Source organism: Streptomyces sp. NPDC048197 (assembly GCF_043202395.1).
In the GTDB taxonomy this organism is placed as follows: domain Bacteria; phylum Actinomycetota; class Actinomycetes; order Streptomycetales; family Streptomycetaceae; genus Streptomyces; species Streptomyces siderophoricus.
On record NZ_JBIDAJ010000014.1, the window covers coordinates 71,044 to 94,467 of the forward strand.

At 70.7% G+C, this 23,424-nt stretch carries 20 protein-coding genes and 1 pseudogene; 10 read left to right on the top strand and 11 right to left on the bottom strand.

What is annotated here, in order from left to right; genetic code table 11:
- The first annotated feature begins 30 nt into the window (after nucleotides 1-30).
- On the top strand, nucleotides 31-999 hold the full coding sequence (locus ACGF4C_RS19915) for an aldo/keto reductase (protein ID WP_393567858.1): 969 nt from the start codon (nucleotides 31-33) through the stop codon (nucleotides 997-999).
- Nucleotides 1,000-1,040: 41 nt separating this feature from the next.
- Here the strand turns inward: ACGF4C_RS19915 and ACGF4C_RS19920 are convergent, their stop codons facing one another.
- Both ACGF4C_RS19920 and ACGF4C_RS19925 read right to left on the bottom strand, forming a co-directional pair.
- Nucleotides 1,041-1,901 carry an NAD(P)H-binding protein gene (locus tag ACGF4C_RS19920; RefSeq protein WP_393567860.1) on the bottom strand — a complete coding sequence of 287 codons (861 nt, stop codon included), beginning with the start codon at nucleotides 1,899-1,901 and terminating at the stop codon, nucleotides 1,041-1,043.
- Nucleotides 1,898-2,326, bottom strand: coding sequence for a nuclear transport factor 2 family protein (locus ACGF4C_RS19925; protein ID WP_393567862.1), 429 nt, complete (start codon nucleotides 2,324-2,326; stop codon nucleotides 1,898-1,900). Before ACGF4C_RS19925 ends, ACGF4C_RS19920 begins: the two co-directional genes overlap by 4 nt.
- Before the next feature lie 93 nt (nucleotides 2,327-2,419).
- Between ACGF4C_RS19925 and ACGF4C_RS19930 the strand changes: the two genes are divergently transcribed.
- From ACGF4C_RS19930 to ACGF4C_RS19960, 7 genes and pseudogenes are all read left to right on the top strand, one after another.
- Nucleotides 2,420-3,046: a TetR/AcrR family transcriptional regulator gene (locus tag ACGF4C_RS19930; protein WP_393567864.1), complete on the top strand. Its 627-nt coding sequence runs from the start codon at nucleotides 2,420-2,422 to the stop codon at nucleotides 3,044-3,046.
- A 365-nt stretch (nucleotides 3,047-3,411) separates the two neighbouring features.
- Entirely contained in the window at nucleotides 3,412-4,131 is a 720-nt protein-coding gene (locus ACGF4C_RS19935; protein WP_393567865.1) for a dienelactone hydrolase family protein, read from the top strand.
- Between the two features lie 811 nt (nucleotides 4,132-4,942).
- The gene (locus ACGF4C_RS19940; protein WP_393567866.1) at nucleotides 4,943-5,230 is read left to right on the top strand and encodes a hypothetical protein; all 288 of its coding nucleotides are present in this window, start codon (nucleotides 4,943-4,945) and stop codon (nucleotides 5,228-5,230) included.
- Between the two features lie 509 nt (nucleotides 5,231-5,739).
- Nucleotides 5,740-5,868 (top strand): annotated as a pseudogene (locus ACGF4C_RS19945) (hypothetical protein); the annotation flags it as partial.
- A 94-nt stretch (nucleotides 5,869-5,962) separates the two neighbouring features.
- Nucleotides 5,963-6,199: a DUF885 family protein gene (locus ACGF4C_RS19950; protein WP_393567868.1), complete on the top strand. Its 237-nt coding sequence runs from the start codon at nucleotides 5,963-5,965 to the stop codon at nucleotides 6,197-6,199.
- A gap of 267 nt (nucleotides 6,200-6,466) precedes the next feature.
- Nucleotides 6,467-6,886: an aspartate 1-decarboxylase gene (gene panD / locus ACGF4C_RS19955; RefSeq protein WP_030413541.1), complete on the top strand. Its 420-nt coding sequence runs from the start codon at nucleotides 6,467-6,469 to the stop codon at nucleotides 6,884-6,886.
- A gap of 477 nt (nucleotides 6,887-7,363) precedes the next feature.
- Nucleotides 7,364-8,575 carry an acyltransferase family protein gene (locus ACGF4C_RS19960; protein WP_393567870.1) on the top strand — a complete coding sequence of 404 codons (1,212 nt, stop codon included), beginning with the start codon at nucleotides 7,364-7,366 and terminating at the stop codon, nucleotides 8,573-8,575.
- 59 nt (nucleotides 8,576-8,634) lie between these two features.
- Here ACGF4C_RS19960 and ACGF4C_RS19965 read toward each other — a convergent pair whose 3' ends face one another.
- From ACGF4C_RS19965 to ACGF4C_RS19975, 3 genes are all read right to left on the bottom strand, one after another.
- The gene (locus ACGF4C_RS19965) at nucleotides 8,635-10,932 is read right to left on the bottom strand and encodes a serine/threonine-protein kinase (RefSeq protein ID WP_393567872.1); all 2,298 of its coding nucleotides are present in this window, start codon (nucleotides 10,930-10,932) and stop codon (nucleotides 8,635-8,637) included.
- A 383-nt stretch (nucleotides 10,933-11,315) separates the two neighbouring features.
- Nucleotides 11,316-13,040, bottom strand: a complete 1,725-nt coding sequence (locus ACGF4C_RS19970; RefSeq protein WP_393567874.1) for a flavin reductase — start codon at nucleotides 13,038-13,040, stop codon at nucleotides 11,316-11,318.
- A gap of 88 nt (nucleotides 13,041-13,128) precedes the next feature.
- Nucleotides 13,129-14,349: a styrene monooxygenase/indole monooxygenase family protein gene (locus tag ACGF4C_RS19975; RefSeq protein WP_393567876.1), complete on the bottom strand. Its 1,221-nt coding sequence runs from the start codon at nucleotides 14,347-14,349 to the stop codon at nucleotides 13,129-13,131.
- A gap of 581 nt (nucleotides 14,350-14,930) precedes the next feature.
- On the opposite strand from ACGF4C_RS19975, the gene ACGF4C_RS19980 reads away from it, so the two are divergent.
- Nucleotides 14,931-15,911, top strand: a complete 981-nt coding sequence (locus ACGF4C_RS19980) for an AraC family transcriptional regulator (RefSeq protein WP_393567878.1) — start codon at nucleotides 14,931-14,933, stop codon at nucleotides 15,909-15,911.
- 202 nt (nucleotides 15,912-16,113) lie between these two features.
- Here the strand turns inward: ACGF4C_RS19980 and ACGF4C_RS19985 are convergent, their stop codons facing one another.
- From ACGF4C_RS19985 to ACGF4C_RS20005, 5 genes are all read right to left on the bottom strand, one after another.
- Nucleotides 16,114-16,530, bottom strand: a complete 417-nt coding sequence (locus ACGF4C_RS19985; protein WP_393567880.1) for a hypothetical protein — start codon at nucleotides 16,528-16,530, stop codon at nucleotides 16,114-16,116.
- Nucleotides 16,531-16,905: 375 nt separating this feature from the next.
- Nucleotides 16,906-17,166 carry a hypothetical protein gene (locus tag ACGF4C_RS19990; RefSeq protein WP_393567881.1) on the bottom strand — a complete coding sequence of 87 codons (261 nt, stop codon included), beginning with the start codon at nucleotides 17,164-17,166 and terminating at the stop codon, nucleotides 16,906-16,908.
- A gap of 290 nt (nucleotides 17,167-17,456) precedes the next feature.
- Entirely contained in the window at nucleotides 17,457-17,627 is a 171-nt protein-coding gene (rpmF, locus tag ACGF4C_RS19995; protein ID WP_393568022.1) for a 50S ribosomal protein L32, read from the bottom strand.
- Nucleotides 17,628-17,658: 31 nt separating this feature from the next.
- Nucleotides 17,659-17,844: a 30S ribosomal protein S18 gene (rpsR, locus tag ACGF4C_RS20000; protein WP_393567883.1), complete on the bottom strand. Its 186-nt coding sequence runs from the start codon at nucleotides 17,842-17,844 to the stop codon at nucleotides 17,659-17,661.
- 57 nt (nucleotides 17,845-17,901) lie between these two features.
- Nucleotides 17,902-18,192, bottom strand: coding sequence for a DUF3253 domain-containing protein (locus ACGF4C_RS20005; protein WP_393567885.1), 291 nt, complete (start codon nucleotides 18,190-18,192; stop codon nucleotides 17,902-17,904).
- A gap of 225 nt (nucleotides 18,193-18,417) precedes the next feature.
- Here ACGF4C_RS20005 and ACGF4C_RS20010 point away from each other — a divergent pair, with 225 nt between their 5' ends.
- Entirely contained in the window at nucleotides 18,418-19,473 is a 1,056-nt protein-coding gene (locus ACGF4C_RS20010; RefSeq protein WP_393567886.1) for a hypothetical protein, read from the top strand.
- A 53-nt stretch (nucleotides 19,474-19,526) separates the two neighbouring features.
- Here the strand turns inward: ACGF4C_RS20010 and ACGF4C_RS20015 are convergent, their stop codons facing one another.
- Nucleotides 19,527-23,423 carry an AAA domain-containing protein gene (locus tag ACGF4C_RS20015; RefSeq protein WP_393567888.1) on the bottom strand — a complete coding sequence of 1,299 codons (3,897 nt, stop codon included), beginning with the start codon at nucleotides 23,421-23,423 and terminating at the stop codon, nucleotides 19,527-19,529.
- Between the last annotated feature and the right edge of the window lies 1 nt (nucleotide 23,424).

Here is a 23,424-nt window from a genome sequence, read left to right on the forward strand (position 1 = left end):
GCCAGGCTACCGTGCGCCGATCATCCCGCCATGACCTCACAGAAGATCACCGCCGCGGCATCGGGCACCTGGAAGCTCGGCGACCGCACGGTCAACCGGATCGGCTTCGGCACGATGCGCCTGCCCCAGCACGGCGAGGCGCTCGCGCCCGACGCCGTCCCGCGCGACCGTGACCAGGCGATCAAGGTGCTGCGCCGGGCGCTCGAGCTCGGCGTGAACCACATCGACACCGCCGCGTTCTACTTCTCGCCGCTGCGCTCCGCCAACGAGCTGATCAACCGCGCCCTCGCGCCCTACCCGGACGACCTCGTCATCGCCACCAAGGTCGGTCCCGGCCGCGATCCCTCAGGCAACTGGCTGCCGCACGCCACCCCGCAGCAACTTCGCGGCCAGGTCGAGGAGAACCTGCGCCAGCTCGGACGCGACCACCTCGACGTGGTGAACCTGCGCATCGTCGGCACCGATTCCCTCGCCGACCGCTTCGGTGCGCTCGCCGAACTGCGCGACGCCGGACTCATCCGCCATCTGGGCCTGTCCAACGTCCACCCCCACCACCTCGCCGAGGCCCAGGCCATCGCACCGGTGGTCTGCGTCCAGAACATGTACGGCATCGGCGCCTCACCCGAACAGGAGGAGTTCCTGCGCGTTTGCGGTGAACAACGCGTCGCGTTCGTGCCGTTCTACTCGATCGCCGGCAGCGGACGCACGGCCGGCGCCCCTGCCGACGACGACAGCAGGGTGCACGCCATCGCCCGCCTCCGCGGAGTGAGCACAGCCCAGATCCGGCTGGCGTGGACGCTGCACCGCGGCCCTCACGTCCTGGCCATTCCCGGCACCGGCGACCTCGCCCATCTCGCCCAGAACGTGGCGGCCGGCTCCCTACGCCTCTCCGAGGACGAACTGGCCGTCCTGGACGCCCTCGCCGACATACCTGAAACCCTCCGATCGTTGATGATCGCTCCACGAGATGCACCCCCCTTTCCCATCACGCGACCGTGATCAACGATCGGATCAACGATCGAGAGCTCGACGTCTCATCGCTACCGGGCCCGACCTCCCGGGAGAGACAACTCCCGTACGGCGACCGCCCGGAAGCCATGCGGTGGGCGCCCGGTGACGCGCTGCACGGAATCGGTGATGCGGTCCTCGGCTCCTCCGGCGATGGCGTGGTCCATGTCGGCCAGCATGGTGGCGAATCCCGGTGGCATCACCGCGGCCAGCCGGTTACGCAGCTCGTCGTAGGTCAGGTGGCGGTGGGCCACGGGGCGGCCGGTGGCCTGGGTGATGATCGCGGCGATGTCGTCGTGGCTCAGGGCCTCCGGCCCCGTGAGGATCAGGTCGGTGTTGGGCGGCGGGTCGTCGGTCAGGGCATGTACGGCGACGGCGGCGATGTCGTCGGCGTCGACGAATCCGACCCGGCCGGTCCCGGCGGCGGTCAGGATGACGCCGTGCTCGCGGATGCTGTCGGCATGGGCGTGCGTGCCGGTGAAGTTCTGCATGAACCACGAGGGCCGCAGCACCGCCCACTCGTCGAACAGGCCGGGCAGGGCCTGGTGCACCGCCCCCACCGCCGGCCCGCCAGCGGGGATGGCCGAGGCGCTGAGGAGTACGGCACGGCGTACGCCGGCGGTACGGGCCTGTTGGAGGAAGGGCAGCATGACGGCGGCCGGGTCCGGGTCGCCCACGGGCGGAACGAGATAGACGCGGTCGGTTCCGGTGAGGGCGTCGCCGAAGGTGGCCGGGTCGTACCAGTCGAAGCGGACCGCCTCCGCGCCCGGGAGCGTGGTGGCGCGACGGCTGGCGGCCTTGACCCGGTGGCCGGCGGCGATCAGCTGCGCGGTGGTACGGCTGCCCGTGGTGCCCGTGGCTCCGATGACCAAGGTGGTGCCGGTGGCGGTCATCGGGCGCTGCTCCCGGCGAAGTTCAGGCCGGACGCCTGGACGGCCAGGGGGTTCCAGTAGTCCCGGTAGGAGGTGAAGCGCCCGTCCTGGACGGTCACCACGGCGATATAGGTCATGTCGAAGGGGCCGCCCGTTTCGACCACGCGGCCCACGCCGCGCATCTCGACCACAACGGTCCCGGTGTCGGTCGTCCGGTGGATCCGTACGTCGGGGAAGTCGTGCAGCTCGATGTGGTCGGGGTAGTCGCGCATGTACGCGGCGATGGCGGCACGGCCCTCCAGTCTCTGAGGCCAGCCCGGGGGAGCGAAGGGGAACTCCATCACGCCGCGCTCGGCCCACAAGTCGACCCAGGCGGGAATGTCCTTGTCCAGCAGCAGGCGCAGGCTGTGGCGGTACAGATCCGCCGGTGAGGTGGTGGCGACCATGGGGTTCTCCATCCCGTACGATACGGACCAGCGGTCCGTTTCTCCCTGCGAACGATACGGACCGCCGGTCCGTATCGCAACCGGAGGTGCCCCGTGCCTGAACGCAAGCCACGCAAGGACGCGGCCCGCAACCGCGCAGCCGTCTTCGCGGCCGCCGACACCCTCTTCACCCAGTGCCGGAGCCCCGAAGACGTCACCATGGCCGACATCGCGGCAGCGGCCGGCGTCGGCAAGGGGACCCTCTTCCGCGCCTTCGGCGACCGCACCGCGCTGATCCGCGCCCTGTACGAGGCGCGACTCGAACCCCTCAGAAGCGCCGTCGAAGCGGGCCCGCCGCCGCTGGGACCCGCCACGCCACCCCTTCAGCGCGTACCGGCCCTCCTCGATGCCGTCCTGTGCTTCAAGCTCGACAACCGCCACCTCGCGCTGGCCCTGGAGGCAACCGGCGCGGACAGCCCCTACCGGACAGCTCACTACGAGCGTTGGCACACCCTGCTCCGGGACCTGCTGAAGCAGCTCCCGGCACCGGCCGCCATCGACTCCGCCGACTCCGCCGACTTCACCGCCCACGCTCTCCTCGCCGCCACCCGAGCCGACCTCGTCGAATACCTGGCCGGCGAGAAGGGGGTGCCACGCGAGGAACTGCGCAAACGCCTGGCGGACCACATCGCCGGAACCCTCGGCGCCCGCACTCAACGGGAACCGGCCGACGAACACTGAACCGGCGCCCGGATCCCGGGCCACGGCCGCCGCCCTCGACGCGAACACGCGGGCCCCAGACCGGAGCCGTGCTGCTTGCCGGGGGAGAGGTTCCTCAAGTACGGCCCGGATCAGCCGATATCCGTGCCTTGACCCCTTGACGTCGTCACGCCTTGACGCCGTGTCGCAATGCGCGAGCTGGCCCGAACGTCAAAACCCGTTGGCGTACCACGGCGGCCACTGCTACTCTCCCGGCGGCCGTGCGAGAGAACGAGGAGGTGGTACCCGTGAACGCAGTATCCACATGGGTGCTCCCCTCCGGGGTCACGGTCGGGCGATAGGTCGTCCGGGAGCGCCGTTCAAGAGCACTCCCGAAAGGCACGACCATGCAATTCACTGCTGAACAGCGCCTCGACGACGGCATCCTCGAGCGCGAATTCACCCTCGGCGAGATCCCCGGCACCCTGTGGACGTCCGGCTCCGCACCGGCCCCGCTGATCCTGATCGGCCACAACGGCGGCCTGCACAAGCGGGAACCGCGGCTGGTGGCCCGGGCCCGGCACTCCGCGGCTTACGGCTACGCGGTTGCCGCCATCGACCACCCCGGGCACGGTGACCGGCCCCGTTCCGCCGTCGATGAGCAGGCTCGCGCCGACCTCCACCGGGCGATGGCGGCCGGCGAGCCGGTCGACGAAATCTTCGAGTCCTTCATCGTCCCGCTGGTCGAAAAGGCGGCCCCGGAATGGCAGACCACCCTGGACGCCCTCCTTTCGCTGCCCGAGATCGGCGGCCCGGTCGGCTACTCGGGGATGACCGCGATCGGCATCCGGCTGGCGGTGGTCGAACCGCGCATCGCGGCCGCCGGATTCTTCGCCGGGGGTTATGTGCCCCGCGCCCAGCGCGAGGAGGCCCGGCAGGTCACCATTCCGCTGCTGTTCCTGCCGCAGTGGGACGACGAAGGGAACCCGCGGCAACGGGCACTGGACCTGTTCGACACCTTCGGCTCCAAGGAGAAGACGCTGCACGCCAATCTGGGCGGGCACGCCGGTACGCCGTGGTTCGAGGTGGACGACGGGGACCGGTTCTTCGGCCGGCACCTGAAGTGAGGCCGCGCCGTCAGGCCGGCAGCAGACGGTAGGCGCTGTCGGCCGGGATGCCGCTCATCGAGGACAGGTCCCGGCCCTCCTCAACGGCGGTGGCCAAGCCCCGTACCTTGCGGATCGCCAGCAGGCGACCGACTCGACCACCGGCGCCCGGACCGGCCGGGGTTGGTGGCCAGCAGTCGGCAGTAGGTACGCATTGCGGCGTTCAGCATCCTGCGGGGACGCCGCTGGACTCGTGCTCAAGGTCAGGATCCGTCTCGCCTTTCGCGTGAGATTGGACAGCGCCCTCGGCCCAGGTGGGGCGGAAAGTCGCGATGCGCTGATCCGCTCGGCCATTTGGATGAATTGCCGTCAAGCTCGTTGCGGGCATTGTCACTCCGGTGGGTTACTGGAGGTGAAACCGGTGGGCTGCCCATCCCTCTCCGGAGCTGGGCAGCCTGTGGCATGCGAGCGTGCGTGTGTGCGCCCGAGGGTGTGCCCTTTTCGGGATGAGGGAGCCTTGAGTTCGGGTTCCGTGTGGCGCCACGGCGGAACCACGGGTGGCCCCACTCGTCTTGTGTCAAGGCAGGCGAGGACCAGCCCCTCCTAGGGCTCGTTGAACCTGCCCGCGCTGCCCGCGCTGCCCGCGTCCGCTCCCTCCCGACCCCGGCTCCGGGCCGGAAGGAGCGGCACACCCTCAACCCCAGATGCCTACGACGGCGCTGACTTCAGAGCCCCGTACCTGACGGACACGGACCCGCGTAGGGGCGAGACGCCTCGGTAGGACGGTTCGCGCCTACGTCGGGACCGGCTGCGCCGAAAGGACGGGAGGACCGTGAATCTCGCAGGATTTCTGCTTTCCCTGGGTGCCACCTGCCGCATTACTCGTTTCATCACCAAGGACAAACTCGCAGCTGGCTTCAGGATATGGATGGCGGGCCGCTTCGGTGACGAATCCAAGGTCACCTACCTGGTCAACTGCTGCTGGTGCACCAGTACTTGGGTCGGGGCCTCGGTAGCCGCGTGCGCCCAATGGTGGGAAGACTCTTCATGGTTCCACCTCACAACGACCGCCTTGTGTCTCTCCTATGCCGCAGGAGTCGCTTCACGCTGGCTTGATTGAACGCTGACAGGCAGAGCGGTGCGCACGAGCAAGTGCGGAGCTTGGGTCACTCACCGGAACGCACCCCCGGAATGACAGAACCATGCAGCACCAGCGAACCAATACTTCGACGAAGCTACGGAAAGGATCGCGATCATGGCATGCAATTGCGGCGGGACGACACCGCAGCCCGCTATCTACCGACTCCACCTCCCGGATGGTACGGTCCGCGACTACTTCACCTATCAGGAAGCCGACGCGGCGAACAAACGGGCTGGCGGGATCGGGACCATCTCCACGGTCGCTCGGTAAGTAATGTCTGCGGGGTGACGCTGGCCTTTCCAGGACCACCCGGCTGGCTTTGTAGGTCGTCTTAACTGGCTTGATCACCAAAGCGTGTCCTCGGGGTGCAGGCCGAGCCGGGTCGAGGTCAGGGGATCGAGGGCGGCGACCTGCGCGCGTTCGTGGCCGCCGGTCCGGATCGGCTCAGGCCCGAGCTGGACACCGCGGCCGAGCGGGCGACGACCGCGGTGGCCGGCTTCCGTGACTGGCTGCGCGGCACCTACCTGCCCGCCGCGGACGGCACCCCGGACGCCGTCGGCCGCGAGCGCTACCTGCGTTCGGCCCGCTGGGCCACCGGCGCCGGTCTGGAGCCGGCCGAGGCGTACGCGTGGGCCTGGGAGGAGTTCCACCGCGCGGTCGCCGAGATGCAGGCAGAACGAACGCTGGACCCCGGACCTCGCCACCGCGTTCATGGCCGCCCACCACGGCAGCGACGCCACCCGCCGCACCAGCGAGATCGACCGCTACCTCGGCCGGCCCGGCCAGGCCATCGGCTACAAGCTGGGCGAGCGCGCCTGGCTCCAGGGCCGCGACGCCGCCCGCCGCCGTCTCGGCCCCGGCTTCGATCTGCGGGCCTGGCACATGGAGGCGCTCACCCAGGGCTCCCTCGGCCTCGCCGACCTGGCCGACGACCTCGCGTCGCTGTAACGGGTCCGGTACGGAGCGTGGGCGCGGTGCCTCGGTGACGTCACCGCCCTGCCATCCGGACGACGAGTCTCGCCGGTCCCGCGGGGTGCACTGTGCCGCTGTGCCCCCTGGTGGGCCTGGTGGGCCTGGCGGGGAGTGGCGGTCAGGCCCGCCAGGGGACGTACCCGGGCGCGCAGCGGCAGGCCCAGGGCGTCGCCGCGTAGCATGGCGTGGTCGGCGCGCACCTCGCTGAGGGCGCGACCCTCTTTCTGGCAGGAGTGTGACGCTGTGCTGCGCACCATGTTCAAGTCCAAGATCCATCGGGCCACGGTGACCGAGGCCGATCTGCATTACGTGGGGTCGGTCACCATCGACGCCGCCCTGATGGAGGCCGCCGACCTGCTGCCCGGCGAGCTGGTTCATATCGTCGACATCGACAACGGGGCGCGCCTGGAGACGTATGTCATCGAGGGCGAGCGGGGCTCGGGTGTCATCGGCATCAACGGGGCGGCGGCGCATCTGGTGCACCCCGGGGATCTGGTCATCCTGATCAGCTATGCCCAGGTGGACGACGCGGAGGCCCGTGCGCTGCGCCCGAAGGTCGTGCATGTCGACGCGGACAACCGGATCGTCGCCCTGGGAGCCGATGCCTCCGAGCCGGTGCCTGGCAGCGGTACCTCACGTAGCCCGAGGGCCTCGGCGGTCTGAGGGCCCGCGGCCGGCCTGAGTGTGCTGTCCGGGGAGGCTGGGGTGGCACGCGCCCGCGGGGAACACCAGCCGGACGCCGTCGGGCCCCCTCGTGCCGCGCGGCCTTGCCGACCAGCTGCCGCCACGGCCTGCACGTGCCCCGCTGCCGGGAACTCCCCGGCAGCGGGGCCCTGGTGGTCAGCGTAGCCAGGCAGCAGGGCTCCGGGGTGCTGGAACAGCGGGTGGGCGCTGAGCGGGCATGTCGAGGCCGGACCATGGCGGCCGCGCCGAGGCAATGCCCGTAGCGGGCCTTCCGCCGTAGCGCCCCAACGGTCTGCCTGGTTCGCCGCGTACACGCCTCGATTGAGGCAGATGAGGAGGCATCAGGCAGGCGGAACGCATGAAATGGCCCGACGTGGCGCCGAAATGACGGACGGACGACGGATCAGTCGTGTGGACGGTTTTGCCCATTACAGCTGTGCAGCTAGGGTGCCTCAAATGTTCCGCGCGGCCATCCCCCTCGAACGTACTGTGAACCCGGCGCCCGAGGGGCGGCCGGATCCCGTCCCACGCATCGAGCCCAAGTCCGACGGGAGAGACCCGTTCTTGGACAACGCGAAGTACCTGGCGGTCGTCCTCGTCGCCATGGGGCATACGTGGGAGCCGCTCACCCACGGCGGCCGGGCGGCGATGGCGCTGTACATGACCGTCTACACCTTCCACATACCGGCGTTCGTCCTCATCTCCGGCTATTTCTCCCGCGGATTCGACCTCAGCCCGGCCAAGATCAAGCGGCTCATCACCGGTGTCGCCGTGCCGTACGTGGTGTTCGAGGTCCTCTACGCCTACTTCCAGCGCTGGGTGCACGACACCTCGAACGAGCCGATCAGCCTCACCAGCCCGTACTACCTGGACTGGTTCCTGGCGGCTCTCTTCATCTGGCGGTTGACCACCCCTATCTGGAAGCTCGTGCGCTGGCCCGTCCCACTGGCGCTGTTGATCGCCGTGCTCGCGGCGGCCTCCCCTCAGGTCGGCAACGACTTCGCCATGCGGCGGGTACTGCAGTTCCTGCCGTTCTTCGTCCTCGGACTGCACCTGAAGCCGGCCCACTTCGACCTGCTGCGGCAGCGCGCGATCCGCGTCGCGGCAGCGCCGGTGGTACTGGGCGCCGTTGTCTTCGCGTACTGGGCGGCGCCGCGCATGAACTCCGCGTGGTTCCGGCAGAACAACGCCGTACAGGACCTGGGCATGCCGGCGTGGGTCTCCCCGGTCATGGAACTCGCGCTGTTCGGCTGCGCCTTGGTGCTCACCGGGTGCTTCCTGGCCCTGGTGCCGCGGCGGCAGACGTGGTTCACGAAGCTGGGCGCGGGCACGCTGTACGGCTATCTGCTGCACGGTTTCGCGATCAAGATGGCACGCTGGTCCGGTGGGTACGACACTCTCCCCTGGGTGCGCACACCGGTCGGCGAGGTCGTGGTGACGGTGCTGGCCGCCACGCTGATCACGCTGCTGTGCACGAGGCCGGTACGGCGGGTGTTCCGATACGTGATGGAGCCGAAGATGTCCTGGGCGTTCCGGCGCGATGCGGCCGCGTCGGCGCGGGCCCGGGCGGGCACGGCTGACGCCGTTTCCTCGCGCTCCCCGAGCGGTCAGACAGGTAAGTCCGACGCCGAACTCGCGGACCAACAGACTGGACGGCCCGTCTGGTGAGCTGGCCTTGGCGTACCTGCCGGACTGGCAATGTTGCAGCCGCCGGCCAGCCACCCGGGTCAGCCCGCCTTCGGCGGTTTCTGTGCGTCGAAGGCGAAGAGAGTGTTCTTGGCCGCGGCCACGATCACCGCACGCCCCGCAAGAGTCACCCGCGGGCTTATGTCCAGCTCGCCCGTCAACCCATCGGCCTGCGGATTTGTTGTCCACAGGGGTTTGCCATCGTCCGGCGACAGTGCGACCACCCGGCCGGTGGCGGAGCTGAAATACAGTGCGTCGGCCCCCGCCACAGGACCCGACGCGCCCTCCACGCCAGACTGCCGCGACCATTTCTTCCGGCCGGTCGCGGGGTCGAGTGCGGTGACGAGACCGGTCTGCTCGCTCACGTAGACGGTGCTGTCCGCCATGCCGGGCGTCCCCGTGTATGTCGTGGCCAGTCGGGAGTACGTGACCTTCCGCGAGGGCATGTCGACCCGTGCCACTCCGTTGTAGCGGTCCAGCTCCGTTCCCCCCAGGCGTACTTGCAGGAGTACGAGCTTGCCGTTGGCGGTGCCCATCGGCACGGCGGGGCCGTTGACCGTGATGGGCCTGCCCAGGGCCCCCGAGGCGCGGTCGACCGGATACAGGGTGGGGTGGCGCACCGCAAAGGCATCCACCTCCGTGTCCTTCGCGCACATCGCGACGAGCTGTGGGCCCACCGGGACGGGAGCGCACTGCGTACCTGGTGGGAATGGTGACGTCCATGTGACCCGACCGCTGTGCGCGTCGCGGGCCTCCAAGCGGGAGTTGGAAGCGTCGACCGTCACGACGTCGGAGCCGACCACAATGGCGTCCTGCGTCCGACCCGTGACGGCCGTCGACTGGGCGCCGGACGGCACGGACCACAGCTCCCGTCCGTTGTTCGCGTCGATGGCCACCACCTCGCTGCGAGGGTCCTGCGGGGCGTCCTGGGCGGCGAAGCGGTAACCGAGCACCGTGTCGTCGGTGGCGCCCACCAAGTGCATGCCGTTGGCGGGGACTCCGGGGCTCTTCGCCGTCCACATCCGTGAGCCGTCCTTGGCCCTGATACGGGTCGCGACAACACTGCCGCCCCCGCAGAACAGCGAGTCGCCGCGCGCGACGCAACGCAGCTCGTCGGGGATGTCCGGGCGACCGCCGGGCACGGTCTTGTGCCACGGCGCGAAGCCGTCCGGAAGTGCGGCACCCGGGGCCGCGAGGCTGTTGCCCTTGTCGCCGCCGCTGTTCCCCCCAAAGCCGCCCGTCGTCAGTACGGCGACTCCTCCACCGACCGCGGTTACCGTGACCGCGACCGCGGCCGCGAGCACGGGGCGCCATCGGCGGCGTGGTCGGCGGCCGATGGGAGTGTCGGCGCTCCCCGTGTCGGGACCGGCCGGGGTGCTGGTCGGGGCATCCGGCGCCGGGGTGGGCGGGGTTACGGACGCCTGGGTGGTCGGGGTTGCCGGCGCCGGGGTGGCCGGCGTCGCGAGGTGGTGCTGGGTGATCACGTCGCGGGTGCGGCCCGCGTCAACGCCCCACGCGTCGGTCTGGCCGAGGTCGGCCGGCAGGTCCCGTAGCAGCACGAGGAGTTCGTCCGCAGAGGGGCGCCCATTGGACTCCTTGGCCAGGCACGACTCGACGACCGTGCGCAAGGCCACCGGCACATCCTCCAGCGACGGCTCCCCGTGCACCACCTGATACGCAACTATGTAGGGGCTCTCCGCGTCGAAGGGCCCCTGGCCCGTTGCTGCGTACGCCAGCAGCGTCCCCAGCGAGAAGACATCGGACCGCGGCCCCACCTCACGCGGCGCCTGCAACTGCTCCGGCGACATGAAGGGCGGCGTACCGATGACCCGTCCGGTAACCGTCAGCGTCTGCTGGTCCACGGCGCGCGAAATGCCGAAGTCGATGACGCGTGGGCCCTCGGGCGAGAGCACGACGTTCGAGGGCTTCAGGTCACGGTGGACGACCCCCACCCGGTGGATGTCCCGCAGCGCCTCCGCCAGCCCGATGGCGAGCCTCCTCAGCTCCGCTCCGCTCAGCGGGCCCTTCGTGGCGATGCGCCGGGAGAGCGTGGGCCCCTGGATATAGGTCGTCGCCATCCACGGCTGCTCGGCCTCAGGGGCAGCGTCGACCACGGCGGCGGTGAACGCGCCGCTCACCCGCCTCGCCGCCGCCACCTCCTGCCGGAAGCGGATGCGGAACTCGTCGTCCGCCGCGAACTGCGGGTGGATCAGTTTGATCGCGACAGGACGCCCCGAACCCGTACGGGCCAGAAAGACCGTGCCCATGCCACCCGCGCCGAGCCGGGCCTCAAGTGGATAACCACCGATCTCGGCTGGATCACCTTCGCGCAGCGACACTCTTCCCGACCTCCCGTCCCCCGTGCACCTCTGCCCCCACGGGCCTGCGTACCAGTCCTGCACACACAAACTAGCCGCTCCAGCGCCTGTGCCTGACATTCCCCCCGCTCCGTCAGTTTCTGCAGCACCTCCTCGAAGTGCTGCGACTTCTCCGCGGCGATGTGCGCGCAGGGACGGGTGCGGGCGATCACCGCCGCCTCGGGGCCCGGCTGGCGTGTTCCGCTGGACGCAGGCGACATCGATGAGCTCTGACGGACGATGTGTTCGGTCCGCTTGCGGGTCGCCAGAGACACCTTGCCTGATGCGGCACTGGACCGCGGTGAAACCGCCGACAGCCGCTGACCACAGCTCCTGTGATGAAGCTGGAGCGTGGCAAAGCGAGTTCACAGATCTGGATGCTTGGTCGCCACCTGGTAGTACCCCGAGTGGAACACCAGAGGGGTACCGCCGTCGGCTTCGTACTGTTCGACCTCGCCGAGGAAGATGATGTGGTCGCCGGCGTCGAGGCGTTGGACGGTGCGGCATTGGAAGCGGGCGACCGCGCCGTCCAGGAGAGGGGTGCCGGCGATGCCGGGGGTGGTGGGGGTACCGCGGAATTTGTCGTCGGCCGGGGTGGCGAACTGGCGGGAGAGGTGGTGCTGGTCGGCGGCCAGTATGTGGACGGCGAAGTGCGAGGCGTCGGTGAAGTCCGGGAGGCTCGGGCTGTTTTTGCCGGGGCACCACAGGACGAGGGGCGGGTTCAACGAGACGGAGGTGAAGGAGTTCGCGGTCATGCCGACATTGCGGCCGTCGGCGGCGCGGGCCGTCACCACGGTCACGCCGGTGGCGTACTGGCCCAGCGCGCGCCGGAGTTCGCGGCCGTCGAAGCGGGCGGCGTGCTGGGCGCGCTTCTCGGCGAGGAAGCGGTGTGCCTCGGCCTCCTCGAACCACCAGCGGTAGAGGGTGCGCGGGTCGTCGAATCCGGCGGCGAGGGCGCCGGCGACAGAGGGGATTTCGGCCGCCGCGGTCAGAAGGTCACGGTGGTGGGGACTCAGGTCGGTCAGGAGAGAGTTGGTCCAGCCGACGGCCCATTGGGCCCAGCCGCGCCAGAAGTTGTCGAAGGTGCGCTGCATCCACTGCGGGGTGAATTCGGCGGTGCCGTGGCGGAGGATGCTGTCGAGGTAGTGGGTCGCGGCCTGGGCCGCGTTGTTCGAACCCTGGCCGGTGATCGGATCGTTGAGGACGACGGCGTCGGCCATGCCGAGGACGTGCCGGCCGGAGGCCAGGCGGGCGACGGGGTGCCGGACGGTCGGAGTGAGCCTGCCGCGCAACACGCCGCCGCTGTCGGTGAGCCGGGCGTGCCGGTAGTGCTCGTAGTCGTCGGGGAAGAACCGGTGGAGGATCTCCAGTGAGCGGGTGAGGTGGCCTTCAGGCGTGCGGATGTCGTCCCAGCAGTCCATCGGGCCGCCGGGGACGCCTTCGAAGACCATGATGTCGCAGGGGCCGGTGGTGGTGAGGGCCGGGAAGGAGAAGTATTCGCCGACGCCGGGGACCAGGCGGTAGTGGACGGCGTCCGCTCCCTCCCGCGGTGCCGTTCCCGTGACATACGTCAGAGCCAGCGCACGGCGCGGCCGGTCGTAGGGGGAGAGTTCGGGGTTGCGCGGGAAGAGGTGGCTCAGCTCGCCCTTGCCCGTGGAGACCACGACGAGATCGTGCGTACGGGCGTACCACTCGAGGTCGTTGACACCCGCCTCGTGCAGCACGATCTCGCCGCGGCCGCCGTCCGCGAACTGCTCGATCCAGGCGGCACACTTGACCCGCTGGTCGACGGAGTGGGCCGGGCCCTCCAGCGGCGCGTGCCAGGAGACGTCCGGAGTGCCGTGCGGACCGATGAGAGAGAACGCGATGCCGGAGATGTCCGGGGCCTGGTCCTCCCACTGGTGCAGGCCGAGTTCGCGCTCGCTCTGGAGCGCGGTGTCGAACATGCACTGGCTGGACATGACCGGACCGCGGCGTATCTCGTCGGGGTCACGGTCGGTGACCAAGGTGACGTCATAGCCGTGCGCCTGGAGTCCCAGGGCGAGTTGGGCACCCGCCTGCCCGGCCCCGACCACCGCGATCCTTCTCATGTCCTGCTGTCCTGCTCTCGTGACGCATCTATCGCTGACGTTGCGTCAGCTGACGCGGATTCGTTTGACGGCCGTTCAGCGCCGACGTTCAGGCGCCGGCCTCGGTCAGATAGTTCTTCGCGGCGACCGGGTCCATGAACCAGCGGAACAAGTCGCGCGGGTCGTCGAAGGCGTTGACGAAGCGGGCAGCGATACGGGAGTTGGTGCTCGCCGCACCAAAGATCTCCAGGACGTGCTGCGGCGGGGCGCCGAGCATGGCGTTGGTCCAGGCCGTGGCGGCCTGCGCGTTGTCCCAGAAGCGGCCGAAGGCCAGTTCCATGAACGCGGCGTCGTACGGGCGCTCGCCGTGGTCCAGGATGGTGGCGAGGTAGGAGGCCGCGCACTTCGAGGCGTTGTTGGACCCCTGGCCGGTGATCGGGTCGTTGAGGACGACGACGTCGGCGAGGCCGAGCACCTGCGCGCCGGAGGGCAGTGTGGCGACGGGCTTGCGGACCGTCGGCGCGAAGCGGCCTGCGAGGGTGCCGTTCAAGTCGGTGAGCGTGACATCGGTGCAGCGCTCGGCCTCCCACGGAACGTACGTCCGCAGCAGCTCCTGGAACTTCGCCAGCTGCTGGTGGGGGGTGAGCCCGTCGAAGCAGTCGAGCGGGCCACCCGGGATGCCCTCGAAGAACATGATGTCGCAAGGGCCGCTGGTGGTGAGGCTGGGCATGGTGAAGTACTCACCCACACCGGGGATGACGTTGAAGCTGACGCCGGGGCGGTCGGGCAGCGCTGCCATGCCGGTGACGTACGCCAGGGCCAGCGCGCGCTGCGGAGCGTCGTACGGGGAACGCATGGCGTCCCGCTCGAACAGCCCGGCGATCTCGCCCTTGCCGGCCGCGACGATCACCAGGTCCGACTCGGCGGCGTAGCGCTCCAGGTCCTCGATGCCGGCCTCGCAGAGTTCCAGACGGCCGCCGCGGCGCGCGAACTCTCCCATCCAGAGCGGCATTTTGACGCGCTGGTCGATGGAGCGGGCGGTGGCTTCAAGACGGGCGTCGAAGGAGAGTGCCCGGCCGCCCTGGCCGTCGGCGATGCTCACGCCGAGACCGTCGATCGACGGGCAGGCATCGCCCCAGAAGTCGAGACCGAGGTTGCGCTCGTGGGCCAGCGCGGTGCCGAACATGGCCTGGCTGGACATCACCCGGCCCTCGCGGATCTGGTCTCCGGTGCGGTTGGACACGATGGTGACGTCAAAACCGTGGCCGATCAGGCCGATGCCGAGCTGGAGACCGGCCTGGCCGGCTCCGACGATGGTGATCTTGCGCATGAATGCGTTCTCCGGGGGTTTGGGTGTGCGGTTTTTGAGCGGTGCCGTGCCGTGCCGTGCCGTGCCGTGCCATGCAGTGCCATGCAGTGCCATGCAGTGCAGTGCCGTGCGCTGTACGAGCGTTTCGGCACGTAGCGGCGTCAACGGGTGGCGGCGGTTGTGTGCAATGCGGCTGCCCGCCGGAGGGGGGGGGCCGGCGGGCAGCCGCAGGAGGCCGGGTCACCCGTAGGACCGGGGGGACGGGCCCCCGGGTAACCCGGCCGGCTAGAGGGGCCCGGCCGAACCGGCGAGCCGCGGCAGCAGAGGCAAGGGTGCCGCGACGCGCGGAGGTACGGCCTTGGCCGCCCGCGCCGCGTCGGTCGCGCGTAATACGCGCAGCCCGCATGCGACGGGCTGTCCGCTGGGCGTGACTCCGCCTCTGACGAGCGCAGTCCGGCCCGGCACTCCCTGCATTGTTGGTTCCCAGGATTCTCTTGGGTCCGCGGCGGTCGGGGGTCAATCTTGGTATGGCAAGATCACCTCCGCTATCCGGATCACGCGGGTTGCTGTACCGATTGCGCATCTCGGCGGTGGAGGTTTACATGCCCGCTGAAAATTCCCCCCTGGCAAATCACCAGCGGTTCCATACAGCGGACATTTGGGAGGCACGGGCCGAGGTCGGCCGCGCCTTCTGTCCGCATGAGCTGCGCATCGTGCGGCGCTCGGCGACGCTCGACGCCCGGCTGCACGGCGCACACTTCGACCGGACAGGTCTCTATTACCTCGATTACGGAACGGAAGTCCGGATCACACCGGGCGATCTGGAGAGCTTTTTCCTCGTCCAGATCCCGCTCGCCGGTCACGCCGAAATCACCTGCGGCCGCGAGGAGATCATTTCCTCCCCGGAACTCGCTTCTGTCCCCTCTCCGACCGGAAAGTTGGACATGCGCTGGGGTGATGGCAATCCGCAGCTGATCGTGTGGTTCGACCGATCGTCGCTGGAATCGCACCTGGGCAGTTTGCTCGGCCGCACCGTGCGCCGCCCGATCTTCTTCTCGCTCGGCATGAACCTCACCACGCCGGGCTCCCGCTCCTGGCTCAACATCGTCGACCTCATGCGCCGGGAGGCGGAGGGGCCTGGTGGGATGACAAGCCAGCCCCTCGTGACAAAACAGCTTGAATCGCTCCTCATGACCCAGCTGTTGATGGCCCAGCCCAGCAACTACACGTCGGCGCTGCTCGGCGAGCAGCCGCGCGTCGCACCGCCCGCGGTCCGCCGCGCCATGGAGGTCATCGAGGGACACGCCGCCGAGCCGCTCACGGTCGCGGAGATCGCGGAATGCGTCGGCGTCAGCGTACGGGCCCTTCAAGACGGCTTTCGCCGGCACCTCGAGACGACACCGCTCGCGTACCTGCGAGAGGTCCGCCTGGACCGGGTACGCAAGGAACTCCTGGCCTCCGACCCGGGTTCCGCGACCGTGACCGCCGTCGCCTCCCGCTGGGGCTTCCTGCACCCGGGCCGTTTCTCACTCGCGTACCGCCAACGGTTCGGGGAGTCGCCCTCGGAGACGTTGCGGTCATAGGAGAAATTCGGTCTGGTCTTCCGACCACCCTGTCGATCAGCGGGCCGCACGATGATGCAGGCCGTCGAGTCTGTCCTGGCCCACATGCGGCTCGACCTGGGTGGGCTGTCCTGGATCAACTTTCCCCCGCAGTACGCCATTCCGACTGCGTCGTCCCCGGCCGCCATGCCGGCACAGGCGTCCTCTTCCTCTCCTCTTACTCTTAGTCCTCCTTCTTCCCCACCTCCTTCTCCTCCTTCTCGCGGGCTGCCGATTCGCGGAAGCCGGCCAGGGCGACCGCGTGCTTGCTCATGCGGATGCTGAGGCTGCCGTAGGTGATGAGCGCACTTCCCACCACGGAGATGGGGAGGGAAGCGCCCAACACGGCTAGCAATTCTGGCCAGTCCCGCTCATCCGCACAGGCATCCTCCAGCCGTCCTTCGTTGGCGGTGCCCTCGTCGGTGAACAGACGGGCCGCGCACTTCTGGGACAAGGTGTCGGGCCCGGTCTTCACTTCGTAGGGCATGATCAGCAGCACGCCGCACCACACCCACAAAAGAGCCGCGATGATGACGAGGCCGAACCCCATGTCCCTTGCACGTACGCTGCGTTCGCGGAATTTCTCTACCTCGGGATGCACACGATCGAACGTAGCAGCGGTGGCGGTTCCGTACGGAAGCGGCCCCGTCGTGCCCCTCGGGCGGGGGCTGATCAGTCGCCGTGACGCCCGACCTTCGTGCCCGTACGGCGCCCGCTGGGCCGCGTGTTGCTACCGGGCATGGTCGGCGACGGTCCCGTACTGGGCGTGCCGCGCAGAACCTTGCCCCGCACGCCCCGGGGCGCGGACCCGCCGGTGCGGCTGACCACACTGCCGCTCCGGTGGGACGTGCTCGTACATCGACGTGCCGGGATCCCACGGTCGGCGCGGGTGAGCGGCGGGACGATCCCGCCACGGAGCGATGGCCGGCCCTGGCGTACGACCAGTGTGCCAATTGGCACACTGGGCTCTGGTGCCTCATCGGGCCGCCCGGAGGGCATGCTCAGCAGCTGCCGCAATACGAGCGACCTCAGCAGACCCGAGTACCTGCGGCCGACTGCGTAGGCGGCGAACCAGCAGACGGGCCTCGACGACGAGCACCTGGTCCACGTCGAGCTTCCCGCGTTGCCAGCGTCCACCGACGGGCGCCCCGTGCGCGGCGAGGATCGACTGCACCGTGAGGGGATGGCCCAGCTCCCGCCCCAGCGCGGCCGCGGCCCGTCGGGCTTCGAACTTCACTGTGCGCAGGGTGCCCTCTTCGGGCGTGTGCGGGGACGTCGAAGTCCTCCCAGACGCTGGCGGCGGCTGTGGTTGTCACGGTGTCGGCACCTGGTGCTCGGTGGCTCCGATACCGGGCACTTTCCGCCGAACTCAGGGGCTGGGTGGAGCCGGGGATCCGCTGTACGATCTGCACCCGCCGGTGTGGATACTGATCATCAACCCGAATTCGCCCGTTGAGAGTGTGACCTGCCCGCTCCCAGGAAGCCGGGCAGGACGGTCACCGGCAGGAGGTCGTGCGGCCGGCTGCCTCAGTTCTCCGGGCGGAGGAGGCCGCGTTCGTATGCCTTCCTGAGGTGCTGGGACACCAGGTGGGTGGTGCCGTCGATGCCGACCGGGGCGAGCGGTGGGGTGCTCGCCTTCCACCGGGCGCGGCGGTGGCGGGTGTTGCTGCGGGACATCTTGCGCTTGGGGACGGCTATGAGGGTCCTTTGGTGGGAGGGGTGGTGGGGGTCAGCTGCCGGCGTAGGGGAGCAGGGCCATCTCGCGGGCGTTCCTGACGGCCGTGGCGATATGGCGCTGCTGCTGCCGGCTGCCCCGGGTGACCCGGCGGCTGCGGATCTTGCCGCGGTCGGAGAGGAACTTCCTGGTAGGACGCCCGAGGGGTGGGGGCGGCGCGTTCCTGGCGTCCCCACCCACCGGCGGGTGGGTCTCCGGCTGCCCGGCGGGGGAGTCCGGCGCGGACGGGGGAGGTCCTCAGGAGCGGGGCCGCCGAGGACCTGCGCGGCGGATGCGGATCGGGCCGCGGGCCGCGCTCTCCGTGACGGGGCGGCCGGCCTGGGTCACCACGACCTCGCCGGCCGCCACCAGACGCCAGGCCGCTCGGCGGGCCGGTTCCATCAAGGCTCGCCAGCCCTCGTCGTCCCCCTCGTAGACCTCACGCGCGGCGTCGGACGGGCAGATCGAGGCGGTGGCCGCACGTCGCTCCAGCAGGTCCGTGATGGCCTGCTCGAGCCGCCGGGTGAGCTGTCGGTCCGTCTCCGTCACGCCATCAAGTGTGGCACCGTTTGCCCGGAGCGGACGTGGCGTGCCTCCCCACGTGGCGCGTTCCCCCGCCGCACCTCCCGAGGTGGCGCAACGTGCGTCACACCGGCACCAGGCCCGTGAACATCTCAGCCATGCGGGCCGAAAACGCTCTCTTTTCCACTGCTCCGCGGCGAACGGACCCTGGTGGGAAGGGATGCGCACGGACGGTGCCGAGGGGGAGCCGTGATGTCCGGACCGCTCTATGTTCCCGTTCTGCCGGCCCGACCGCACGCGGCCGGTGCCTGCCGGCTGCTGTGGCCGGACATCCGGTCCGTGATCCGGCCGCTGTGGAACCTGCCGCCGTTACCCGGAGCGGCCCCGGCGACGCTGCCCACGCTGGTCGGCAAATACGTCGGTCCGGCGAGTGCCGTGAGCCGGGACGGCGGATGGCTCGACGCTCCCTTCGGCGAGGACGCGCAGACCGCCGGCCTCGCCGAAGCGCTGTCCCTCTACTGCGAGTTGGGGCGGCTGCGGCCGGTCACCGGACCCGAGCGGACCGAGGCGCAGCAGCGGGCGGCGGCGGAGACGGCCCGGCGCTGTCTGCGCGGGCTCGGTGTCCGGGTGCGGGTCACCGGGGAGTGGGACGGCCGCCTCGGGGAGGACGTCCGGGGCCTGCTGGACCGGACGGGCCCGGAGGTGTCCGTGGATCTGCTGCTCGACATGGGCGCGGTCCTCGGTGACCGGCCGGACGCGGGCAAGGAGGCGCTGCGGGCCCTCGACGCGCTGATGCCCCTGGCGGTCTGGCGGAGCGCCGCTCTGCTCGGCGGGGGACTTCCCCGCGTCACCGCCGACATGCTGGCGGACGGGGCGTGTGAGCAGCCGCGGCCGGAGTGGCGCATGTGGCACGAGGTGCGCGCGACGGGCAGGGCCTACGCCCCGCTGCTCGGTTACGGCGACTACGGCATACAGCCCCCCAGCGCCCTCGCGCAGGCCCCGGCACCCGGGAGGAAGGGCGGTCCGCCCTGGGGTGTGCTCCGTTACACCACCGACAGCTCGTACCTCCTGTTCAAGACGCTGACCCGAGGGCCCGACCGGATCGCCGCCAACCGCGCCGCGGCCCGCCGGATCACCGAACTGCCGGAGTTCCGGGGAGCGGGGGCCGGGCAGGGCGAGGAATGGCTGAGCGCCTGCGCGCACGGCCCGCTGTCGACCGGCGAGGGTGTGGGCGGGCCCACGGAGTGGCTGCGGGCGGGAAATCTCCAGCACATGACGTATGTCGTACGGAGCCTGCCCGGCGGCTGAGCGATCCTCGGAACGGGCCGGGCCGCCGGAGCCCGGCCCGCGCCGTTCTCGGCTCAGCCGAACAGCGGCGCCAGCGCGGCCTCGCCCGCCAGGATCCGCCAGGCTGGCACCCGCACCGTCCGGCTCACCGGGCAGGGCTTGGCCCCATGGCCCCCTGAGGGCAGCCCGGTGAGCAGGTCGCCTCGCGCGTGGGTGAGCCGAAGGTGCCGCGCCGGGTCCCCGCCGGGCCCCGGGCCGGGGTCGATCAGCACGGCCGTGTTCTCCCCGGCGTCGGTGAACAGCAGGTCCACCGGGTGTCCGCCCACCAGCACGGATCGCTCCAGGTCGGTGACGCCTCGTCCGGTCAGGTACCGCTGCAGGCGGTCGGCGAGGTCCTCGCGGGCCCCGGTCACCGGGCCGGGCGCGCCGACCACGGCCGTCGCACCGTCCTCGCCCGCTCCCAGCGGCGCCGAGCGCGCGGCGAGGAGGGCCGGCAGGCCGTTCTGCTCCTGCCAGAAGGCCCGGTAGCCCACCGTGATCAACTGCGACTTGGCGCGGGTGACCGCCACGTTCCACAGGTTGACCTGGCTCGCGACCCAATGCGTCGTCCGGGGCGGTGTGTTGGGTGCTGCCACCGGGCTGAGCACCATCACGTCGCGCTGTCCGCCTTGGAAGGTGTGGACGGTGCCGACCCGGACCCGGTCGTCGTCCCGCCACACCCGGGCCAGTGTCTCCTTCTGCGCCCGGAACGGTGTGACCACTCCCACCGTCGCCTCCGGCGGGAGGCGTGCCAGCAATCCGTCGACCACGCGCCGGACGGCCTCCGCCTCCACCGTGTTCCGCCAGGACCGGCCGTCGCCGCCGCGCGCCGATTCTGCGGACGGTACGTCGACCCAGCCGAGCACCGGTGCCGGATCGGCCGCTCCCACCGGATCGTGCGCCGCCACCTGCGCCCGCACATCGGTCAGCACCCGCAACCGGCCGCCGTAGCAGTGGCCGTTGACGACGTCCGCGATCCGCGGGTGGCAGCGGTAGTGCTCGTCGAGGAGCAGCGCGCTGTCGCCGTGCTGTTCGGCCGCGTGGTACGAGGAGTAGACGTGGTAGGTGAGGCGGTGGTGCTCCAGTTGTGCGGAGCTCAGCCCGGCCCGCTTCCGTGCCTGCTGCTCCTGCTGCGGTGACACGCCGGGGATATGCCCGAGCTGCATCGGGTCACCGATGATCAGCGCCCGGCGGGCCCGGAACAGCAGCGGAAGCACCGACGGGATGGAGCACTGGCTGGCCTCGTCGATGACCACCAGGTCGAAGAGCCTCGGGGTGAGTTCCAGCTGCCGCACCGAGTGGGTGCTGACGACCCACCCCTTGAGGTGTGTCATCAGGTTCTTCTGGCTGCGCTGGTAGCCGGAGCGGCGGCGGAGTGCCTGGAGCCGCTGGTTCATGAGCCCGGTGGCCCGGTCGAGGGCCTCGGCGGACAGCGCGCGGGAGAGTTCCGCCGACAGGTCGGCCAGCGCCCCCGCCGTGGCCAGCCGGGACTCCTTGAGCCCTGCCTCGTCCCATTCCGCGTGCCGGCGGACGAGTTCCCGCACCTCCCGCTCCACGGACACGATCCCGGCGAGGGACTCCAGCAGCTCGGGCGGCACCGGTCGTCCCGTCGCCCACTCCGGCCAGGCCGGTCCGTCCCCCTCGGGGCACTCCGCCCCGGCCGAGACCAGCGCGGCGAGCGCACGCCCGCGCCGCCATGCCCCCAGCTGCCACCAGCGGGCCCCGGCCATCTTCCGCGCCCTGTCCGCCCACCGCCCCAGCGGCGCCACGCCGTCCTCGTGCGCCGCCCAGACCCCTTCGAGGAGGGGCCGCGCCAACTCCAGGGCGGCGGCCCGTTCCTCCCGGTCGCGGAGCAGTTCCAGCAGCCGTCCTTCCTCACCGACACGGTGCGCCGCCTGGGCCCGCAGCCGGTCGGCCGTCCTTCGGGTGTTGCGCAGTTCGCCGCCCACGGTGGCCGATCCGCGCCGCGGGGCCCCGGCCGGTTCGGCGAGCAGCCGTTCCAGTTTGGTGGCCTCCCGCTCCAGCGCCTCGGCGTTGCCCGTCCGCATCAGCAGGCCGGGCGCGATGTCGTCGCAGCGCTGGGCGACGACGTTCACGGCCTCGTTGTTGGTGGAGGCGACCAGCACCGACTGCCCGGCGGCGACGCAGGTGGTGACGACCGCCGTGACGACCTCGCTCTTGCCCGTGCCGGGCGGCCCGGTCGCCACCGTCAGTGGCTGGGTCATCGCCGAGGAGATCACCCGCTCCTGGCTCTCGTTGCACGGCCCCGGAGCGACGGGCGCCACCGGCTCTGCCGCGGCCGGGGCGGGCTCCTGCCGGGCCCCTCCGCTCAGCAGCGCGTCCAGGGCGGTGCCCGTGATCTGGGCGGTCCGCGTGGAGATCTGGAGCAGGTTCTCCACCAGCGCCTGGGTGGCCATGGCCTCCGCGCCGGACGGCACCAGCAGCACGGCCGCGTTGTGCGCGCCGGGCCGCAGTGCCTGCATGACCGTGCGGTCGCTGAGCGCGGACGGGTCCAGCGGTTCGAGTTCCGGCAGCCCCAGCTCCTCCAGCAACTCCCGTACGGCGCGCAGCATCTGGGCGTCGTTGCCCTCCTGCCAGGCGGGCTGCCAGCGGGCGACCAGGTCGGCGGCGTCCCCGGCGTCCAGGAGTTCCGCGACGACGCCGCTGTGCAGGGACGGCACGCCGCTGGGCCGGAGCACGTCCCGGCCGTTCTCGTCCGGTGCCAGCTCCATCTGCTGGAGGAGCAGCGGCGCCACCTCCACCGTCGCGCGCCGTCCCCGGCCGCCGTCCCGCGCGGGCAGCGTGACCGCCGGGTAGCCGTACCAGTACTCCTGCCGCGACCCCGCCCGGGCGTCCGAGCCTGTCTTCCCGTCCTGCGGCCGGGGCAGCGCTCCGGGTGCGACGATGTGCGGTCCGCGGCCCGACTGGATGGTCTCCTCGCCCTGTGCCAGCAGGAAGTACTTCGCGTCCCGGCCGCCGTCCCGCTCGGGCCGCATGCCGGCCGCCGCCTGTGCGGTGAGGCAGTCCGCGTAGTACCGCAGCAGCCGCTCCCGGTCGACGCCGTCCCGCTCGTCCGCCTCGGCCAGCTCCCGGGCCTTCAGCAGCGCGGGGGAGTGCGGGGCGGCTCCGGCGGCGTCGTGGGGCGGTGCGGGAAGCCGCACGGGTCGTGCCACCGACCGGGCGAAGGGAAGGCTCCGGGTGGCCCGGATCGTGGACTTGGTGGGCCGCTGCTCCTCCGGCACGCCGTCGCGGGTCATCTGGGCGGTCAGGTAGTCGAAGAGGTCATCCGGGGTGATCCAGCCGCCGCCCTTGATCCGGCCGTTGCGCAGTCCCTCGACGATTTCCCCGGTGAACCGGGAGGTGCCCAGGCCCGACCCGGGCGGCGCCATCGCGGAGGCCGCCTGGAGGGCGTCGGACGCGGTGATGAAGTACACGCCGGTCGGCCGCAGCAGGGTGCTCGGCGCGGGCCGGTCCGGTTCTCCCGACGCGCCCTTGGCGGTCCAGCCCTGGACGACGGAGCCGCTGGAGCAGCAGTCCAGCAGGACCAGTTTCGAGGCGGCCCGGCAGGACTGGAGCATCCGCTCCAGGAACTCCGCCGGTACGGCCGTGCCCGGCAGGTCGGCGGGGTCGGTGTCCCGGGTCAGGAAATACAGCTGGCCGTCCTGCTCGCAGTACTCGCCGTGCCCGCTGAAGTACAGCAGCGCGGTCTCACTGGGCTGCCGGGCCTCCAGGAACGACTCGACGGCGTGCAGCATCTCCGCGCGCGTCGGCTCGGCGGCCACCGCGCACTCGTTGTACATGCCGATCTCGGTGTTCTCCAGCACCGCCCGCATGTAGTGCAGGTCGGCGCGCACGGCCGGGAGGTCGGCGTACGTCTCGCTGTCGTACGTGGAGACGCCGACGAGTAAGGCGTGGCGGTCGTTCTCGGTCATC

What these genes read in the sequence shown, in the direction of transcription:
- ACGF4C_RS19915 (WP_393567858.1), top strand. Translation starts at nt 31, where the DNA reads ATGACCTCACAGAAGATCACCGCCGCGGCATCGGGCACCTGGAAGCTC.
- ACGF4C_RS19920 (WP_393567860.1), bottom strand. Translation starts at nt 1,901, where the DNA reads ATGACCGCCACCGGCACCACCTTGGTCATCGGAGCCACGGGCACCACG.
- ACGF4C_RS19925 (WP_393567862.1), bottom strand. Translation starts at nt 2,326, where the DNA reads ATGGTCGCCACCACCTCACCGGCGGATCTGTACCGCCACAGCCTGCGC.
- ACGF4C_RS19935 (WP_393567865.1), top strand. Translation starts at nt 3,412, where the DNA reads ATGCAATTCACTGCTGAACAGCGCCTCGACGACGGCATCCTCGAGCGC.
- ACGF4C_RS19950 (WP_393567868.1), top strand. Translation starts at nt 5,963, where the DNA reads ATGGCCGCCCACCACGGCAGCGACGCCACCCGCCGCACCAGCGAGATC.
- ACGF4C_RS19960 (WP_393567870.1), top strand. Translation starts at nt 7,364, where the DNA reads ATGTTCCGCGCGGCCATCCCCCTCGAACGTACTGTGAACCCGGCGCCC.
- ACGF4C_RS19970 (WP_393567874.1), bottom strand. Translation starts at nt 13,040, where the DNA reads ATGAGAAGGATCGCGGTGGTCGGGGCCGGGCAGGCGGGTGCCCAACTC.
- ACGF4C_RS19975 (WP_393567876.1), bottom strand. Translation starts at nt 14,349, where the DNA reads ATGCGCAAGATCACCATCGTCGGAGCCGGCCAGGCCGGTCTCCAGCTC.
- ACGF4C_RS19980 (WP_393567878.1), top strand. Translation starts at nt 14,931, where the DNA reads ATGCCCGCTGAAAATTCCCCCCTGGCAAATCACCAGCGGTTCCATACA.
- ACGF4C_RS20010 (WP_393567886.1), top strand. Translation starts at nt 18,418, where the DNA reads ATGTCCGGACCGCTCTATGTTCCCGTTCTGCCGGCCCGACCGCACGCG.
- ACGF4C_RS20015 (WP_393567888.1), bottom strand. Translation starts at nt 23,423, where the DNA reads ATGACCGAGAACGACCGCCACGCCTTACTCGTCGGCGTCTCCACGTAC.